The following is a 17,541-nucleotide window of genomic DNA, read 5'->3' as shown; positions in this document are numbered from 1 at the left end:
TGGCCGCTCCCCCGGACGTGCCCGTGACAGACGATGACGCCGCGCTCATCGAGCGGTCATGGCACCACCCGGAAGCGTTCGCCGTGCTCTACGACCGCTACTTCGAAGAGATACACCGGTACGTCTCCGGACGGCTCGGCACCCAGATCGCCGATGATCTGGCCGCCGAGACGTTCCTGGTGGCGTTCAGGAAACGGCAGACGTTCGACTCCGCTCGCGGTGCCGTACGGCCTTGGCTGTACGGGATCGCCACCAACCTGCTCGCTCAGCATCGAAGGAGCGAAACGCGCAGGCTGGCGGCTTTTCAGCGGGCACCCGCCGGCGAAGTGGCAGACGACGGGCACGAGGACAGGGTGACGGCGAGGGTGGCCGCCGCGAACGCACAGGGGCGGCTCGCGACAGCGCTTGGACGTCTCTCCGCGGGTGATCGCGACGTGCTCCTCCTCGTCGCGCTCGCCGACCTCACCTATGAGGAGGTCGCGCATACGCTCGACATTCCGTTCGGGACCGTCGGCTCCCGGCTCAACCGGGTGCGTAAGAAGCTCCGCAGAGCCCTGGGCGGCATCAATCCGATGATCGGAGGGTTCGATGGATGAGCTGAACGACCGCCCGGACGAGCTGGCCGCCGTACGCGATCTCCTCTCGATGCCCGGTCCTTCGTCCGAGGTCGTCGACTCCGGCCGAGCCAGGCTGCAGGCGGCGCTGGCCGCGCCACCTCGAGCTCCTCAACGAGCGCCTCAACGCGTACCGGTTCGAAGAGCACGGTCGCGGTGGTGGGCGCCGGTCCGTAACGGGTTGATCGGGGCGGCGTCGGCGGTCGCGCTGGCGCTCGCCGTGGCCGTGCCCTCGAACTCGCTGATCGACCTCTCGCCCGTTCCGGCCGTGTCCGCCTCCGCTCCGCCGACCGCCAGGCAGATCCTGCTCGCCGCGGCGATCGCGATGGCCACGGCGCCGTCCGACGGCGCCTACTGGCGCACCAGCGTCGTGACCGGGCAGCTGATCCTCGCTCCCGATCGCCGGTACGTCGTCAAGCGCCAGTCCACCCGTCAGACGTGGCTCACCAGGAAGAACGGCGCGCAGGATCGCTGGACCGGCCGGTACCTCGGCGCGCGACCGGCGACGCCCCAGGACGAGGCCGCGTGGCGAAGCGCCGGGTCGCCGAGCCGCTGGCAGTACCCGGCGGACGTGACCGGCCTGGGCCGCGTCTCCCCGCAGGCGTTGGTGGAGGCGGCGCCCGGTCCGCCGCAGGGTGGACCGCACCGCGTCGGATGGCGGAACGCGGACGGCATCCTGACCAAGCAACTGGTCAGCTGGACGGCCCTGAGTACGATCCCGAGCGACCCCACGGCGCTGCGCGCCTTCCTCGTGACCCACATCGCCCGGGAGAACGGCGCGTATGTCGGGCGCGAGATGGAGGCCGAGCTGCGCGAGAGCTGCCTGGAGATCATCACTGGGCTGCCGGTCCCGCCCGAGGTGCGTGCCTCGGCGTACCAGATCCTGGCCTCGATGCCCGGCATGAAGCCGGAGGGCGCGGTCACCGACCCGCTCGGCCGGGCCGGCCAGGCCCTGAGCTACCAGGTGATGAGGGACGGCCGGCTCAGCGACGAGCGGCTCGTCATCGACGCGGAGAGCGGGCTGCCGCTGGCCACGGAGACGAGGAGCGTCAGCCGGGTGGCCGACGGCCGAGACGTCGAAATTGGCTCTTTCATCGCATATCAGCAAATCGGATGGACGGACGAAGGGCCCGCACAGTGACAACCTTCACTTTGGACGACGTGCGTACGCTGACCTACAAGGCGCGGGACGCCTGGTGGACGGTGTTCCTGGTCGATCCGCTCGCCGGTCGTCTGGTGGTCGGCCTGGCGAACCGTACCGCCATCACGCCGAACCAGATCACCTGGGGCGCCTTCTTACTCGGGCTCGGCTCGGCGGGCTGCTTCCTGATGGCCGACGGTTGGGCATGGCTGGCCGCCGGCGCCGTCCTGTATCACCTGAGCTTCGTGCTGGACTGCGTGGACGGCAAGATCGCCCGGCTCAAGGGCACCGGCACCGTGCTGGGGGGCTGGCTCGACTACGTCTTCGACCGCATCCGGGTGCTCACCTGCGCCCTGGCGCTCATGTGGGGGCGCTTCGAGAGCACCGGTGAGGAGTTCTACCTCGTCCTCGGCATGCTCGTCGTCTTCCTCGACATGCTCCGGTACGTTGACGCGCTCCAGATCGCGAAGGTACGCCGCCAGATGCGCCGCAAACTGGACGAGGCGATCGAGCAGGTCACCGGCGTCCCCGCCGTCTCCTTGGAGCAGCCAGAGACGGGTCTCGAATCGGGCGAGATCCGCTCCGCCGACTCGGTGGACCTGCAGCAGAACTTCCGCGCGCACTTCGCCTGGTACATCCGCATCCGCGACTGGCTGCGCGACCACCGCGTCCGAGCTCATCTGATCAGCGGCATCGAGTTCCAGATGGCGGTGTTCATCGTCGGTCCGCTCACCGGGTGGATCGTGCCGGTGACCATCGGCACGGCGGCCCTCCTGCTGGTCTTCGAGGCCGCGATCATGTTCAAGCTCTACCTGTCCTCCCGGGACCTCACCCGCGCACTGGCGAAGATCCGCTCTCGGCCCACAGCACCGTTGGCTCAGCCGCAGGGCTAGCGCGTGAACCCCCGCCCCCGATCACCCGATGTCGGGGTTCCTCGGTCGGCGTCGACTCGTCTGTGCGGCATGGGATGTGGGCCGCGTGGGAAGCCGCCGGTTGGGGCATCCGTGGACGGAGCCGACACCTCGGTCGGGACACTCGATCGGGCAGTTGTCGGGTGCGGGGGGAGGTGCGGGCCGTGGGATGAGCCGGCCCACTCAGAAAGGGGTACGGCGGCGCGGGGCTCGTAGGTTCATCCACCACCGGAAAAGTTGGAAAGTGCCGGTTCGGGGGCGGCGATGCGGAAGGCGGGGCATCCCTCATAATTCGGCCAGTGCGACCGCCCTTTCCAGGACGCGCCGGGCATCCTGCGGTGAACGTCTGCCCAGGCCGCAGGCGGGGGAGACGTCCACCGTACGAGACAGGAGGCTTTCCACCGTGCGGAGGATCTTCCGCTGGTCGTCCACTTCCTGAGCCTCGCGGACGAGGCCGGCGGCGAACCTGGTGTCCGGAGGCAACGGGGCGAGGGATTCAGAGCCGGTCGACGGCTGAGAGCGCCTTACCAGCAGGTCAGTCAGGGCGCGCTCACCCGAACGTCCAGGAACACCGGCCGCTTGTCCGGGAACAGCTCCCGGCCCTGCGCATCGGTCATCTTCCAGTAGATGCGGCAGTTGCCGGGTTTGTCCGGAGCGCGGACCTGTACCGCGATGTCCGCGGTCTGGCCAGGTGCGGTCGGCGGGATGGGCACCGATTCGGGGGATCGGCAGGGGCCGGTGTTGATACGAGCCAGACGCCTGCCCGCCCAGGACGTCGTCCCGATGTTGCGAATCCGCCACACCTTCTTGAACGACGAGCCCGGCCGCACTTCCGAGCCGTCCGGGTACGTGATGTCACCCACGAATGCGGAATCATCCTTCGCGGGCGTGCTCGCCGTCGGCGGCGCCGGGGGATCATCCTGGGTCGCGTTCGTCGTCAGATAGAAGCCGCCCAGGCCGACCAAGATGATCGCAGTCGCGATCATGGCGCTGATGAGGACGCGGTTCCGCCGCGCGAACGGCACCGGAGCTTGGACGACTTCGGTTGCGATGGTCGGCGGCGCCGGCGCGGGCTCGTCGTCAGTGGACGGGACCGCCTTCGCGCTCTCCCAGAGCTCCCGCCACTCCCGTTCGGTCGCCTCGGGATCACGCCCCAGCCGATCAACCGCGAGGACCCGGACGAACTCCCACGCGGTCTCCCAACTCGGCAACTTCCGCCCCTGGGCCGCGCTGGCCAGCGACGACTTCGAGGCCGCCGCGCCGAGCCGAGCGGACATCTCGGCGTACGAGGGATCGCCGGCTTCCTCTTTCAGCTTCAGGAGCCGGTCGGCGAAGGCCCCCACCGCGCCCGAATCCGGGTCAGGACGTTTCGGCTGCCGCCCCCGACGCTTACGATCCTGAGCCTGCACCCCGGCCCCACTTCCCCCCGTTCACGCTTCCCTCCGTTCGATCGCGACACTGCCGACGCCTCCGCATCTGGCAGTGCCTTCCCAAATTATCTGACGCGACAAGTCAACGATCAGTTCAGATCACCGCAGGTCGACGCCCGGGCGTGATTTGTCCAATGTCCAACGTCGGCCCCGTGGCGCAGCCTTGGACAAAGATCGCTGGCCGGCCCCGAACCCCTGATGGCATCGTGGCGGAGGTTCCTCGGCGAACACACCCGCGCGGCACCGGCGCCCCCCAAGCGCATCTCTCCTAAGCGCGTTGTCCTCAGCTGCCTCGCCTCAGCGAAGTGACCGCATCACTCCAGAAGAGAAGGAGATTTCTCATGTCCACCCGTTCTCGTATGGCGAGCCTGCGTACCCGAGTCGCCGTCGTCGCCGCCTCGTCCGTCGTCGTCGCCGGACTTGGTGTCGGCCTTGGCGCCGCTCCGGCGGCGGCGGACGTCCATCGCGGTGTCAGTGGCTGCTTCGCCTGGTCCTGGGGAGACGGCAACAGCTCCGTGACGGTGTACTGGCACAACCGGTGCGGCAACAAGCGCAAGCTGAAGATCAAGTACAGCCTCGGCTGGACGTACAAGAACTACACAGCGGTGGTCAAGTCCGATGGGAAGGGCCATAAGAGGTTCCAGACCGCTTCGATCGTGTCCATTAAGGACGGAGGCCGCGCCTAGCCTGCGGGGGCAGGCGCTTGGGGGTGCGGCGCGGACACGCGCCGCACCCCGGGCCCGCCGATCAGCCGAAAGTACGCCTGATTTCCGGACGATCGGCCAGCTCAGAACGGGCCGTTCTATCGATGAGCCGCCACCGCCTCAGTCCGCACAATCGGGGTTATGAGCGACGAGATCACGACGGTACGCCCCCCTTTCCGGCAACCCCCTCAAGGCGGCCGGCCGACGGATGATCGGCGCAGAGCAGGGACTCGCGCTACAACCCCGTCCACGCGGGCAGGATGGCTCGTGCCCACCGCGCTGATCTTGCTCAGCGCCATTCCCGTGGCGGCCGGAGCCTTCCGCCTGACCCAGTTGACCGGCGGTGCGGCGATCACGCCGGAGAACGCTCGGTTCTTCGCGATGCCCCTGCCCGTGGTGCTGCACATCATCAGCGTCACTGTGTACAGCCTTCTGGGGGCGTTTCAGTTCGCCTCCGGGTTCCGCCGCCGGAGGCCGGGGTGGCATCGCGTCGCCGGGCGGGTGCTGGTGCCATGTGGATTCGTCGTAGCGCTGACGGGTCTGTGGATGACCCTGTTCTATCCCCGCCCTGCGGGGGATGGTGATCTCGTCACCGGCTTCCGGCTGGTGTTCGGCACGGCCATGTTGCTGTCCCTCGGCCTCGGCCTCGCCGCGATCCGGCGGCGGGACTTCGCCCGGCACCGCGCCTGGATGATGCGCGGGTATGCGATCGCCCTGGGTGCGGGGACGCAGGCGCTGACCCACCTGCCGTGGTTCCTGTTCTTCGGCACACCTGGCGAGCTGCCCAGAGGGCTGCTCATGGGCGCTGGGTGGGTGATCAACGTCGCCGTGGCTGAATGGATCATCCGTAGGCGACCGGCCAATGCACGCCGAGTTAGTTCTTGATGCGGTTGGTCTCATACGCCCACATGGCGATCTCGACGCGATTGCGGGCGCCGAGTTTGGCCATCAGGCTAGCGATGTGGGATTTGACGGTGCTGAGGGAAATGTGCAGCTGGTCGGCGATCTCGCTGTTGGTTCGGCCACGTGCCACGGTGGTCAGGATCTGTTCTTCTCGCTCGGTGAGCGCCTCGATGGGGTGGACCGGTGGTGCGGTCGGTCCGGCGCGGGTGAAGGCGCCGAGCAGTCGTGCGGTGATGCTCGGGGCGATGAGCGCGTCGCCGTTGGCGGCGGCGTGGACGGCCTGGGAGAGCAGCTCGGCGCCGGCGTTCTTGAGCAGAAAACCCCGGGCGCCGGCTCTCAGGGCGGCGTAGACGTACTCGTCCAGGTCGAACGTGGTGATGACGACGACGGCCAGAGGGTCCTCGACGGTCGGCCCGGCCAGGGACCGGGTGGCTTCGATGCCGTCAAGGACGGGCATGCGGATGTCGAACAGGCACACGTCGGGGCGTAGGCGCCGGGCGAGCTCGACGGCTCGCCGCCCGTCGGCGGCCTGGCCGATGACCTCGATGCCCGGCTGGGCGTCGAGGATCATCATGAGGCCGGTGCGGACGATCTCCTGGTCGTCGGCGACGATCACGCGGATGCTCATGGGGCCGATCCGTTTCGAGGGAGTACGGCGGTCACGCTCCAGCCTCGATCGGGGTTCGGGCCGGCCACGCAGGTGCCGCCGAGCAGGTCGGCGCGTTCGATCATGCCGATGAGTCCGTAACCCGGCGACGCGGCCGGGCGGATGAGGCTGCCGTCGCCGTCGTCGCTGACGCGCAGGTGCACCGAGGTGTCGTCGGCGGTCAGGCGGACCTGGACGCGGGTGGCGTGACGCGCGTGGCGCCGGGCGTTGGTGACCGACTCCTGGGCCAGGCGGTAGATCGCGGCACCGACCGAGGGGGGCAGGTCGTCGACGTCGCCCGAGATCTCCACGTCAACGGAGGGACCGGAGCCGCCTGGGCCGGCGAGCTGTTGGAGATCGGTGACCCGCCGCCCGGGCGCCAGGCCGGCCGGCTGGTCGCGGCGTAAGACGCGGACCATGGCGCTCATCTCGGCCAAGGCGCGCGCCGCCTCCGCCTCGATCACCTGCAGCGCCTCGGTCGCGGCGCTCGGTCGCGACGCCGAGGTGGCCAGACCGGCCTGCGCGCGGATGGCCATCGCCGAGACGTGATGAGCGATGGTGTCGTGCAGGTCGCGGGCCAGCTGTTCGCGTTCGAGCAACTTGACCTGGTCGAGCTCGCGCATCCTGGCCTTGGCCCGGTAGCGGAAGGCCACGCCCAGGGCGCCCACCAGGAACACCACGGTGACCCCGCCGACGGCATCGCTGGGACCGGGGTAGTCGGAGACCATCGAGAAGCAGATCTTGACCAGGATGATCGTCGACCCGATCACCGCCTCGCGTCCGGATCCCCACCGGAACAAGGAGTAGGCCAGCAACAGCAGAAACGCCATGGTGTACGTCTCTGGCGAGTAGCCGCCCGTCAGCAAGGGGACCGGGGTCATGGCACCGAAGGCGATCACGATCATCAGCAGCGGTCTGCTGCGACGCCACAACAACGTCGTCGCCAGCCCGACAGTGACGATCACCGAGAGGGCCCGCCACGGAAGATCCGGCCGCAACGCTCCTTCGAGCACCGCGACCGCCACCAACCCCCCCACCAGCGCCCAGTCCCGCCACCCCCGCGGCGCGGGGTTGGGAGGACGGGGCTCGTCCCACACCGAACGAATGAGACCGCGCACAGGGTCATGGTACGAGAGCCGGTGCCACTCCGGATCAGCCCCAGGTACGACAAGCACATGTCGCGAGACGCCCCAAGACCGGCGCGGCCCTCGGCTACAGCGGGTGGGGCAGGGCGTTTCCCGCCCGGTGAGCGTCGTGCGCGCAGGTGAGTTGTCTTGGCGAGGGCTTGGTCAATCCTCGTCTGCGGGGAGGGCGAAGAGGCGGATGTACAGGGGGCGGGCGTCCGGGGGTGCGTCCTCGGCGCGGTGGCTGTACCTCAGGAGCAGGGCAATGTACTCCTCGTAGAACTCGGCGAACTCCTGCTTCGTCATTCGGCCCAGGCCGCGTGATGCCTTCGCCCAGTCCGGGTCGCGGTGGTAGGCGGCGGGGAAGCGCTCGAAGAGCACGCGGTCCTCGTCCATGCCGATCCGGTGGAATTCGGCCAGCACCGGGCGGTCCTCGGGGGCGAGTTGGTCCGGGGTGGGCGCGCGCATGTCTCTCGGGGCTTCGGGGGCGCGGCGCCACCAGCGCTCCCTGCCGGTCGAGCGTTCGGGGATCTCCTCGATGAAGCCGTACTTCTCCAGCTGGCGCAGGTGGTAGCTGGTCGTGCCGGTCTTGGCGTCGAGGAGTTCGCCGAGGGTGGTCGAGGTCGCGGGGCCGTGCACGTTGAGGTGGCGCAGCATGAGCCGGCGCATCGGATGGGCGAGGGCCTTGAGCCTCGCCGGGTCGTCGAGCGTGAACGCCTCGTCATCCTTCATGAGGAGCAGCCTATCCTCCTGCCGAACGATATCTGCAGAGAAGCCTTTGCCGAGATGTCTCTGCAGAGTAGCTTCGGCATATGAGACGGATTCTTGCTGGAGCGGCGGCAGCGGCCATGGCCCTGTGTCTGCTCGTCCCGTCGGCTGTCGCGGTGGCCGAACCATCACCGCTCGTCGTACCCCCTGATCTGAGCGCGGCCGAGGTGAGCTTCCGGGGTAGCGGCGGGCTCGACCTGCACGGCACGGTGCTGACCCCGGCTGGGGCGAAGGCCGACCGGCCGGGGATCGTGCTGGTGCACGGCGCCGGCACCGGAACGCCCCGCAAGCAGCTTCTGGGTGAGGCGGTCGAGTTCGCCCGCCGGGGGCTGTCCGTGCTGATCTACGACAAGCGATCAGTGGGCTACTCGCTCTTCACCCGGTCCTACTCGCAGCTGGCCGACGACGCGCTCGGCGCCGTGGCCGCGCTGCGTGCGCGGCCGGGCGTGGATCCGGCGAAGGTCGGGTTGTGGGGGCTCAGCGAGGGCGGCTGGGTGGTGCCGATCGCGGCCTCTCGCTCGAAGGAGGTCGCCTTCATCGTGCTCGTGGGCGCCAACGGGCTGGCACCGTTGCGGCAGCAGACCTGGGCGGTGGCGGCCGGGCTGCGGAAGGCGGGGGTGTCGGGGTCGCTCGTCGAGCGGGCCGAGCCCAAGCTGTACACGGCGATCGCCGACGGCGGCATGTTCCCCGAGCCCTACTACGATCCCGCGCCGACCATCGCCAAGGTGCGCCAGCCCGTCCTCGGCATCTGGGGCACGAACGACCTGCTGACCCCGCCCAAGGAGACCCCGCCGGTGTTCGCCGGGGCGCTCGAAGCGGGCGGGAATCGGCACTACACCTTCCAGTTCTTCCCCGACGCCGATCATGCCGCACACCAGACCCCTGACGGCGGCGTCACCCGGCTGAAGGAGCTCGCCCCCGGCTACGCCGATCTGGTCGGCTCCTGGGTGAAGGACGTGACCGGCGGCAAGCCGCCCACGGCTCAGACGAATGGACCGGCCCCCACGCAGGCGTCGCTGACCATTCCGATGGATCCTCCGGCCTGGTGGGAGTCGGCCTTTATGCAGGTCGTGGCCTTGCTGGTGTTCCTGGTCGGGTTCGGGGCCTACCCGGTGGTCGCGCTGGCGCGGCGGCTTCGCCGCGCTTCCCAGGCGCCGGTGTCCAGGGCCGCCCGGCTGGTGAGCGCGGGCGGGTTCGGGGTGGTGCTCGGGGCGTTCGCCTACCTGTTCTACGTGGTCATGACCGGTGGCAAGCTGGCCGCTCCCGGGCCCATGGTCGCGGGTCATCCGGTGATCTGGCTGGTGTTGCAGCTCCTCGCGGTGGCCTGCGTGGTCGCCACCGTCCGTACGGCGCTGGCCTGGCGCCGGGTCCGCGCCACTGTGCAGCGAGGAGAGAGGGTACGGCTCGGGCTCCTGCTCGCCGGTGGGGCGGTGTTCCTCCCGTGGGCCCTCTACTGGGGGCTGCTGCTTCCGTGAGGGGCGGTTCGCCATTCGATGTCCTGTTCCGCGCCGCGTACCCAGGTCGCGTAAAGCGATGGGCGGCCGGGCCGGGTCACCTCGAACAGATAGGCGTCCGGCACGTCGACCCGCCGGACGCTCTCGGCGCCGTCGAGGCGCGCGGCCAGCTCGGCGAAGGCGTCCGCGCTCGGATGACGGGCACCGAGTGTCTCGCCGTCGGACTCCAGCAGCATCAACTTCGAGAACACCAACTGCAGCATCTCGAGATGGGCCATGGGCGCGTCCGCGTCGGGGCCGAGTTGCCAGCAGACCGTGCGCCGCACGCCGCAGGACATCGCCAGGAGGTTGCGGACCACCAGGTCGCGCGCGTTGATCCGATGCCGCTCGGCCTCCAGCTCCGGTGGGCAGCCCGTCATGAACATCTGCAGAGTTGGCGGCAGCTCGCTCATCCGCGCGTACAGCCGCTCCATCGCCTCCCGGGCGGGTGCGGCGGATGCCCGGCCCGCCCTGAAGTCCGCAGTGGTGAAGGTGTGCCAAGGGGTCATGGCGCCGGAGTTCATGACGTCGGCCAGGTGCTCCATCACCTCCGGATACTGGAAGAGGAGCGGGCCGTTGTACTCCCCGGCCAGGATGGGCTTCTCGGGGCCGGACGAGCGCATCACGGTGCGGATGTCGTCGATGGTGTCGGGAATCAGGTACGGGTCGCCGTACAGGTGGATGTCGAAGACGTCGTAAGCGCCCTCGGCGACGAGCCGCAGGAAGAAGTCCCGCTCCTCGTCGGGGGTCTCGGGGGCGGGGAAGACGCCGGGCGGGCAGCCGCCGAGCACGACGTCGGCCCGTGGGTCGGCGCTCTTGACCGCCCGGTGGAACAGGGCCAGCAGGTCGAGGTACTCGGTGGCGGTGCCGCCCCAGAACAGCGGGATGCACGGCTCGTTCTCGCACTGCCAGTAGCGCACGCGGCCGGCGCAGTGCGTTACCAGGGCGCGCAGCATCGCCTCGTACGCGGCGGGGTCGGTGGGCGGTGAGCCGGGGAGCAGGTCGGTCGACCTGGTCGAGCCCCAGGGTGAGGCCGCGCAGATCATGAACCACAGCTCGGTGTCGTCGTCGAACTGGTCCAGGACCGCGTCCACCGCGCTCCAGTCGTACTGGCCCGGCTCGGGTTCGAGCTGCGACCAGTAGAAGAACATACGCAGCAGCCCGGCGCCGAGGTCGCGGGCCTGCGGGGCGAACGTGTCGGGCTTGGCGACCAGGCCGTACTGGATGCCGCGGGCCACGCCCATCCGGATGCTGTCGGTCGATGTCATGAGTTGTCCCTTCGGAGGAGGTTGTCCTCTGACCATGGCGGCGCCCGCTGGTAGGTCGCTGTTGTCCCGCTGTCAGGCCGCTGGTGGCGGCCCGCGGCCGGGCTTCGGACCCGGCCGCGGGTCGTGCGGTCAGGCGGAAGAGACGTTCAACGCCGTACGCAGGAACTCCAGCTGGTGCCGCAGCAACCCCTCCACAGCCGCCTCGGCGGTCGGCATGTGCGTGGCCCCCGACAGCGGGAGCACCTGGTGCGGGCGGCCCGCCGCCAGCAGCGCCGCCGACATCCGCAGGGTGTGCGCGGCCACCACGTTGTCGTCCGCCAGGCCGTGCACCAGCAGCAACGGGCGGCGCAGCCGGGCCGCGTCGCCGATGGGCGAGGAGCGCTCGTAGTTCTCCGGTTCCTCGTCCGGGTGGCCCAGGAACCGCTCCCGCCAGTGGGTGTCGTACAGCCGCTGGTCGCTCGGCGCCGCCCCCGAGACGGCGGCGTGGAACACCTCCGGCATGCGCAGCACCGCCGCCGCCGCGAGCGTGCCGCCGTAGCTCCAGCCGCGGATGCCCACCCGGCCCAGGTCGAGGTCGGGGCAGTGCTCGGCGGCCGCCCGCAGCGCCACGACCTGGTCTTCGAGCGGCGCGGTGAGCGTGTCGCCATGGACGGTCTTGTCCCAGGCGGGGCCGCGTCCCGGAGTGCCACGGCCGTCCGCCGTCACCACCGCGAACCCGTGCTCGGCGAACCACTGCGACTCGGCCAGCCACCAGTGCCGGGCCCGGGTCACCAACTGCATCGCCGGTCCCGCGTACGGCGCCATCAGCACCGGCAGCGGACCGGAGCCCGGCCGGTGCCAGGAGGGCAGCAGCAACGCGGTACGGATCTCCCGCTCACCCGCCCGCGACCACGTGACGCGCGGGACGATCAGCGGCTCGGCCTGGAGCGAGGCGATCTCCACGTCGGGCCGCCCGTCACGCACCACACGGAAGGAGTGACCGGCCTCGGTGTGCGAGGCGAGCAGCAGCGCGCCACCCGTCTGAACACCGGCCAGGGCGCCGCCCGCCCGCACACCGGCCGGCGCGCCGCTCGCCCGCTGGCCGGTGTGCAGTCCTGGCCCGTCGCTCAGCCGTACGGGTCCGCGCTCCGCGTCATATGTCCACAGGTGCTGCTCGGTCGGCTCGTCATTCGCGGTGAAGAGCACAGATTCGCCGGAGACGTCCACGACCGAGCGGATCTGCAGCCCGTCGGGGGTGACCGGACGGCCGTCCACGAGCAGCCGCCGGGTCCCGTCCAGGTCGGCGGTGTGCACCAGCGCACCGGACGCCGTACGTGCGGGCGTGCCCGCGATGAGCTGGACCCAGGCGGCGTCGCGCTGCTCGTGGAGCGGCTTCGTCCGGCCCGTGTCCGGATCGGCGGCCAGCACCCGCAGCGTGCGCTGGTCCCGGCTCTGCACGCCGATCAGCGGGCCGTGCGTGTCCCAGCCGGCGGTGGCCACGTACTCGTACGCGGCCCGATCCCAACGCACCTCCACGCAGCCGCCGTCGAGGTCGAGCACGTGTAGCGTGACCTCGGCGTTGGCCGTCCCGGCCGCCGGGTAGGCGATCTCGTGGGGCGGCCGGGACGGGTTGGCGGGATCGGCGATCCACCAGCGTTGTACGGGACGGTTGTCGACCCTGGCGGCCAGCAGCCGGGTGCCGTCGGGCGACCACCAGTAGCCGCGCGTCCGGTCCATGGATTCGGCCGCCACATGCTCGGCCAGCCCCCAGACCACCTCCGGGTCCTCGGGTACGGCCAGCCGCCGGTCACGCCCGTCGGCCAGCTCTACGACGTGCAGCGCGCCACCGGTCACGTAGGCGACCCGGCTCCCGGTGGGGTCGGGCCGGGGATCGACCACCGGCCCGGCGGTGGGCACGGGCCGTGCCTCGCCGCCTTCGATGTGCACCGCCCACAACTGTCCGTCAACGGCGAAGGCGATGGTACGTACGGCGGCATCGGCCGCATAGGCGACGACCCCGGTCGCCCGCTCCCGGGCCCGCTCCCGCCGAATCCGCTCCGCCTCTGGAACGGCTCCGTCCGCCCCGAGCGTCTCCGGCGCCACGACCAGTCGCTCACCCATCTCGTCGACGACCCACAGACAGCTGCCCCGATCCTCACCTCCGCGAGTCCGGAGGAACACGACCCGGCGGCCATCGGGCGACAGAGTGAAGGCCCGGGGCACCCCGAGCGAGAACCGCTGGGTGCGGGCGAATTGACGTGGAAATCCCTTGGTATCCATAAAAGAGACTCTGCACCGGACTACCAGGAACAGTGGGGGAGTGAAGTGCGCGGGGAGACTCACCGGCGCCGGGGATCGATCGATCCAGTAGATACTTTAGCAGGCGGGCTCCAGGTCAGGCGTTGACGGAGAGCTCCCACAGACGCGCCGCGGCCGCCGGGTCGAGGGCGTAGGAGGCGACTCCGTGGCGGGCCGAGTGCGTGTCGTTCGGCAGCGCCTCGTTGCAGTCCTCGAAGTAGCGGCCGGTGACGCCGTCGAGCAGCGGCGACGCGGCGGCGAGCACCGACGTGGCCGCCCCCTGCTCGGTCGTCTTCCACCTGAAGTCCTCGCCGGAGGAAGCGGCGGCGGCGCGCAGCCGGTCGAGCTCCTCGTCGGAGACGTACCGCTGGAGGTTCGTACGGATGCCGCCCGGCATCAGCGCGTTGACGGTGATCCCGTCGTCCGCCCAGCGCCGCGCCGCCTCCACCGCGAACAGCACGTTCGCCGTCTTGGACTGCCCGTACGCCGACCACGGCTCATAGGCGCGCTCACGGAAGTTGATGTCCTCGAAGACGACCGGGGAGCGCAGGTGCGCGGTGGAGCTGACCGAGACCACCCGGGCGCCGCCGGCCGCCGCGAGCGCGGCGTGCAGGCCGGTGGCCAGGGCGAAGTGGCCGAGATGGTTCGTGGCGAACTGGAGCTCCCAGCCGTCCGGCGTGTGCGCCTCGGGGCAGGCCATCACGCCGGCGTTGTTGACCAGCATGTGCAGCGGGCCTTCCCACGCGGTCACGAACGACGTGACCGTGCCGCGGTCGGCGAGGTCCAGCGGGGCGACGAAGATCTGCTTGTTGCCGGTGGTCGCGACGATGTCCGCGGCGGTCGCGGCGCCCGCGTCGAGGTCGCGCACGGCGAGGGTCACCTCCGCGCCCGCCGCGGCGAGCGCGCGGGCGGTCTCGACGCCGATGCCGGACGCCCCGCCGGTGACGATGGCCCGCCGGCCGCTGAGATCGACGCCTTCCAGCACCTCGGCCGCGGTGGATTGGGCGGTGAACGGGGTGGTGATGCGGGTGTTCGCAGTCATGATTCCCAGTCCTGTCAGGGATGCGGTAGGAGAGCCCCAAACGGTAAGATGTGAAACGGAGGAGCCTCCAATTAACTCCGACTGTATTCGGAGTCTCCTCCGTTTGGCAAATCTCGCCCCCGAAATCCACAGGAGTCACCGTGCAGGCCGGATCCCGACCGCTGCGCGCCGACGCGCGCCGCAACCGCGATCGGCTGCTCGACGCCGCCGTGCGCGCCTTCTCCCACGAGGGCCCCGAGGTGACGCTCGACGCGATCGCCAAGGACGCGGGCGTGGGCATCGGTACGCTTTACCGGCATTTCCCCACCCGCGAGGCGCTCGTCGAGGCCGCGTACCGCAACGAGCTCACCCGGCTGTGCGAGGCCGCGGCGAGCCTGCTGCGCACGATGCCGCCCGACCAGGCGACCCGCGCCTGGATGGATCGCTTCGTCGACTACATGACGACCAAGCGCGGCATGGCCGACGCGCTGCGCGCGGTCATCGCCTCCGGCGGCAACCCGTTCGCGGAGAGCCGCGACCGGATGGTCGGCGCGATCGGGTCGCTGCTGGCCGCCGGGGCCGCCGCGGGGACCGTGCGTTCGGACGTCGAGCCGGACGACGTGCTCGCCAGCCTGGGCGGCGTGGCGCTGGTCGTCGGCGAGGACGAGCAGCGCGACCGGACGGGCCGCCTGCTCGACCTGCTGATGGACGGCCTGCGCTACCGCCGCTAGCGGCTCGCTATTTCACGTTGATCTTCGTCATCATCCCCATCGCGCGGTGATTGTCCACCGGGCACCACAGGTCGTACATCCCCTTCTTCAGCGTGACGGAGAGCTTCGTCGTCTTTCCAGCTGGGACGATGCTGGAGGTCGAGTCGACCCCGGGCCCCTTGATCGACAGGCCATGCGAAGCTGTCCCCGCATTGTGGATCGTGAAGGTGTAGGCCCCTGCCTTGAAGTCGGTCGTCGAGAGCGTGAGAGAGAACTCCCGCTCGGTCACGGTGACAGACGTATCGCGAGCCGCAGTCGTACCCGCGCCGACCGTTGTCAGCGTCAGCGCGGCGGCCACGAGCCCGATCACCAGACGGGGCGCACTTCTGGAACGAATCGCAGCGGACATGATCGCCAACCCTTCATCGCGGCATCGATGTCAGCCATGGCAGTCTCCGTATGCCCGGACCCGCGTAACGCCAGACCCGCGGGCTTGCCGCCATCATTTGACCTTGTCACCAGCGTCAACGTTTATCGTCGATCCCCGACCACCGACGAACGGACGCCCCGGCATGAGCAAGGACCGCGACACTCTTCTCAAGTACGACCAGAGCTTCTTCGACGCCTTGGTGGCCAACGACCTCGACCGGCTGACGGAGTTGCTGGCGGACGACTTCCTCCTGGTGGGGGTCGAAGATGGGGCGGTCGCCACCAAGCAGGTCATCCTCGACCTGGTGGCGTCCGGGTCCCTCCGGTTTCCGCGGATCGACTCGTTTCCCGACGAGGCGATCGTCCGTTTTCATGGGGAGGTGGGCATCGTCGTGGGACGTACCGGCATGAACTTCACCAGCCCCGAAGGTGCCACGTTCAGTGCCGGGAGCCGGTACACCCACGTGTACACCGCCGACTCCCATGGTTCCTGGCGCCTCACCTCCGCCCAGGGCACCGCGATCAAGGGCTGATCCGGCTACCCCACAAGTGTGGCGGCGCAGCTGGTGACGAGGTCCTCCGCGTAGGCGGGAATCGGGCGGCCCGAGCTCTGGTGGCGGCGGATCGTGGCGTACGGCAGGTCGACCGTGGCCAGGAACAGCTGCTCGACCTCCTGCGGCTCGCGCCTGTCCAGCCGTTCGGCCAGGGCGCGGACGGCGTTGCGGACCCGGCGGTCGCTGCGTTCCAGGCGTTCGCGGGCCTCCGACGGCCAGTTGGGTTCGTCGAAGTCCGCCGGGCCGTACAGCAGGATGTGAGCTTCGTGCGGATGCGCCCGGCTCCAGGCGACCACGTGGCGCGCGGCGGCGGGGGCGGCCCGCGCGGCGGGCTCGGTGTTGAGCGCGGACAGGAAGCCGATCTGGAAGCGGTCGACCGTGCGCAGCCACAGAGTGGCGAGCATGGAGGAGCGGCTGGGGAAGCGGTGGTAGATCGAGCCGCTCGGCGCGCGGGCGGCACGGGCGACCGCCGCCACGGTCACGGTGCTCGGGCCGCTCGCGGCCACCAACTCGGCGGCCGCGTCGAGCAATCGGTCAACGTCATGGCGAGGCGGTCGTCCCATGCCGTCGAGCGTATAGGGACAGACTGAAGGGTTTCTGGGGAGTTAATCGGCTTCTGTCTTGGTCATCGCCCTGATGGTCTTGGTCATGTTCGCCCGTAGCCGGGCCAGCCGCTCCTCGAGGATGGCGCTCGCGTCACCGGGATTGTTGAGTATGGCCTGACGCAGCCCGGTGTTCCCGTACGCGTGGACGAACGTGTGCTTGATGATGGTTTGTCCGGAGTCGGGGGTCAGGTCGTAGCTCCACAACGAGGCCCGCCATCCCTCGCCGTCGAGCGCCGCCCAGGCGAACCGCCTGCCGGGTTCCACTTCCGTGACCTCGCAGGTCACGGAAGTGGTCTGGCCGTTGGGGAACCGGTTGCGTCCCTCGAACCTTCTCCCGATCGCAGGGCCGTCTCCATCGTCGAGCCAGGTCGCGCCCGTACACTCCGGGCTCCACTCGCCGATGCGCGAGACGTCCGTGATCAGTTCCCACATCTCCTCGGGCGAGTTGTCGACCCGGACCACGACTTCCGTGGTGGCTCCCGTCACGGCGTAATCGGCCTGGAACGCCCGCACCTCCACGGTTCCGAACCTGGCCGCCGGATGCTTGGCCGCGACTTCCACCGCCTCCTCCAGGCTCGCGCACTCGAGGATGTCGAAGCCGCCGACCTGCTCCTTCGTCTCCACGAACGGCCCGTCGCCGACCAGTACGCGCCCATCGCGGACGCGTACGGACCGCCCTTCCGAAGCGGGCCGCAGCGCGTGCCCTTCCAGCCGGACCCGGCGCCGGTCCATCTCCTCGACCCACTCTGCGGCCCCGCCCTCTTCCGCGCTCACCTCGATGGACGGATCCGCGCAGATCAGCAGCAGATATTTCACCAGATGACTCCTTCTGCTCGTCGTTTCACCCCAACGACGAACGGCTCCCTCACAAACCGACAAGTGGACAGCGATATAGCGGGCAACTCATATTGGACGGGGTCAACATCCCCCACACCGGAGGTCT

The 17,541-nt window shown here is 69.8% G+C and carries 18 protein-coding genes; 8 read left to right on the top strand and 10 right to left on the bottom strand.

The annotated features are described in order from the left end of the window. The first annotated feature begins 23 nt into the window (after positions 1 to 23). Genes ACIBO2_RS47805 through ACIBO2_RS47795 form a run of 3 tightly spaced genes read left to right on the top strand, consistent with a single transcriptional unit; the run spans position 24 to position 2,648 of the window. A complete protein-coding gene (locus ACIBO2_RS47805) occupies positions 24 to 596 on the top strand; it encodes an RNA polymerase sigma factor (RefSeq protein WP_358546442.1) in 573 nt (190 codons plus the stop codon). Beyond that, positions 589 to 1,755: a CU044_5270 family protein gene (locus tag ACIBO2_RS47800; protein ID WP_397304455.1), complete on the top strand. Its 1,167-nt coding sequence runs from the start codon at positions 589 to 591 to the stop codon at positions 1,753 to 1,755. The genes ACIBO2_RS47805 and ACIBO2_RS47800 overlap by 8 nt, the downstream gene beginning before the upstream one ends. Further along, positions 1,752 to 2,648: a CDP-alcohol phosphatidyltransferase family protein gene (locus ACIBO2_RS47795; RefSeq protein ID WP_358546436.1), complete on the top strand. Its 897-nt coding sequence runs from the start codon at positions 1,752 to 1,754 to the stop codon at positions 2,646 to 2,648. Before ACIBO2_RS47800 ends, ACIBO2_RS47795 begins: the two co-directional genes overlap by 4 nt. 557 nt (positions 2,649 to 3,205) lie before the next feature. Here the strand turns inward: ACIBO2_RS47795 and ACIBO2_RS47790 are convergent. Further along, entirely contained in the window at positions 3,206 to 4,009 is an 804-nt protein-coding gene (locus ACIBO2_RS47790; protein WP_358546433.1) for an NBR1-Ig-like domain-containing protein, read from the bottom strand. Positions 4,010 to 4,437: 428 nt separating this feature from the next. On the opposite strand from ACIBO2_RS47790, the gene ACIBO2_RS47785 reads away from it, so the two are divergent. Both ACIBO2_RS47785 and ACIBO2_RS47780 read left to right on the top strand, forming a co-directional pair. Next, positions 4,438 to 4,782, top strand: coding sequence for a hypothetical protein (locus ACIBO2_RS47785; protein ID WP_397304454.1), 345 nt, complete (start codon positions 4,438 to 4,440; stop codon positions 4,780 to 4,782). A 285-nt stretch (positions 4,783 to 5,067) separates the two neighbouring features. After that, entirely contained in the window at positions 5,068 to 5,685 is a 618-nt protein-coding gene (locus ACIBO2_RS47780) for a DUF2306 domain-containing protein (RefSeq protein WP_397304453.1), read from the top strand. Here the strand turns inward: ACIBO2_RS47780 and ACIBO2_RS47775 are convergent. The 3 genes from ACIBO2_RS47775 to ACIBO2_RS47765 form a co-directional block, all read right to left on the bottom strand. Further along, the gene (locus tag ACIBO2_RS47775) at positions 5,675 to 6,331 is read right to left on the bottom strand and encodes a response regulator transcription factor (protein WP_358554178.1); all 657 of its coding nucleotides are present in this window, start codon (positions 6,329 to 6,331) and stop codon (positions 5,675 to 5,677) included. The genes ACIBO2_RS47780 and ACIBO2_RS47775 overlap by 11 nt on opposite strands. Then, positions 6,328 to 7,467 (bottom strand): sensor histidine kinase, encoded by a 1,140-nt coding sequence (locus ACIBO2_RS47770; protein ID WP_397304452.1) that lies wholly within the window; start codon positions 7,465 to 7,467, stop codon positions 6,328 to 6,330. The genes ACIBO2_RS47775 and ACIBO2_RS47770 overlap by 4 nt, the downstream gene beginning before the upstream one ends. A gap of 171 nt (positions 7,468 to 7,638) precedes the next feature. Continuing rightward, positions 7,639 to 8,205, bottom strand: a complete 567-nt coding sequence (locus ACIBO2_RS47765) for a helix-turn-helix domain-containing protein (RefSeq protein ID WP_358554172.1) — start codon at positions 8,203 to 8,205, stop codon at positions 7,639 to 7,641. Positions 8,206 to 8,285: 80 nt separating this feature from the next. Between ACIBO2_RS47765 and ACIBO2_RS47760 the strand changes: the two genes are divergently transcribed. Continuing rightward, entirely contained in the window at positions 8,286 to 9,716 is a 1,431-nt protein-coding gene (locus ACIBO2_RS47760) for an alpha/beta hydrolase family protein (RefSeq protein ID WP_397304450.1), read from the top strand. On the opposite strand, the gene ACIBO2_RS47755 is transcribed toward ACIBO2_RS47760, so the two are convergent. The 3 genes from ACIBO2_RS47755 to ACIBO2_RS47745 all read right to left on the bottom strand — a co-directional run bounded on the left by ACIBO2_RS47755 (position 9,692) and on the right by ACIBO2_RS47745 (position 14,321). Beyond that, positions 9,692 to 11,002 (bottom strand): hypothetical protein, encoded by a 1,311-nt coding sequence (locus ACIBO2_RS47755; RefSeq protein WP_358554166.1) that lies wholly within the window; start codon positions 11,000 to 11,002, stop codon positions 9,692 to 9,694. The genes ACIBO2_RS47760 and ACIBO2_RS47755 overlap by 25 nt on opposite strands. Positions 11,003 to 11,131: 129 nt before the next feature. Further along, on the bottom strand, positions 11,132 to 13,261 hold the full coding sequence (locus ACIBO2_RS47750; protein WP_397304449.1) for a prolyl oligopeptidase family serine peptidase: 2,130 nt from the start codon (positions 13,259 to 13,261) through the stop codon (positions 11,132 to 11,134). Between the two features lie 115 nt (positions 13,262 to 13,376). Then, the gene (locus ACIBO2_RS47745) at positions 13,377 to 14,321 is read right to left on the bottom strand and encodes an SDR family NAD(P)-dependent oxidoreductase (RefSeq protein ID WP_358554161.1); all 945 of its coding nucleotides are present in this window, start codon (positions 14,319 to 14,321) and stop codon (positions 13,377 to 13,379) included. Positions 14,322 to 14,461: 140 nt separating this feature from the next. On the opposite strand from ACIBO2_RS47745, the gene ACIBO2_RS47740 reads away from it, so the two are divergent. Then, positions 14,462 to 15,031: a helix-turn-helix domain-containing protein gene (locus ACIBO2_RS47740; RefSeq protein WP_358554158.1), complete on the top strand. Its 570-nt coding sequence runs from the start codon at positions 14,462 to 14,464 to the stop codon at positions 15,029 to 15,031. A gap of 7 nt (positions 15,032 to 15,038) precedes the next feature. On the opposite strand, the gene ACIBO2_RS47735 is transcribed toward ACIBO2_RS47740, so the two are convergent. Beyond that, positions 15,039 to 15,419, bottom strand: a complete 381-nt coding sequence (locus ACIBO2_RS47735) for a cupredoxin domain-containing protein (protein WP_358554155.1) — start codon at positions 15,417 to 15,419, stop codon at positions 15,039 to 15,041. Positions 15,420 to 15,582: 163 nt separating this feature from the next. Between ACIBO2_RS47735 and ACIBO2_RS47730 the strand changes: the two genes are divergently transcribed. Then, entirely contained in the window at positions 15,583 to 15,972 is a 390-nt protein-coding gene (locus tag ACIBO2_RS47730) for a nuclear transport factor 2 family protein (RefSeq protein ID WP_358554152.1), read from the top strand. Positions 15,973 to 15,977: 5 nt separating this feature from the next. Here the strand turns inward: ACIBO2_RS47730 and ACIBO2_RS47725 are convergent, their stop codons facing one another. After that, positions 15,978 to 16,556 carry a TetR/AcrR family transcriptional regulator gene (locus ACIBO2_RS47725; RefSeq protein ID WP_397304448.1) on the bottom strand — a complete coding sequence of 193 codons (579 nt, stop codon included), beginning with the start codon at positions 16,554 to 16,556 and terminating at the stop codon, positions 15,978 to 15,980. Between the two features lie 42 nt (positions 16,557 to 16,598). Then, positions 16,599 to 17,414 (bottom strand): SRPBCC family protein, encoded by an 816-nt coding sequence (locus ACIBO2_RS47720; RefSeq protein WP_397304447.1) that lies wholly within the window; start codon positions 17,412 to 17,414, stop codon positions 16,599 to 16,601. Between the last annotated feature and the right edge of the window lie 127 nt (positions 17,415 to 17,541).

Source organism: Nonomuraea sp. NPDC050022 (assembly GCF_044460705.1).
Classification (GTDB): Bacteria; Actinomycetota; Actinomycetes; order Streptosporangiales; family Streptosporangiaceae; genus Nonomuraea.
Note: the sequence above shows the minus strand (reverse complement) of the source record. Positions and strands in the feature narration are given on the sequence as shown.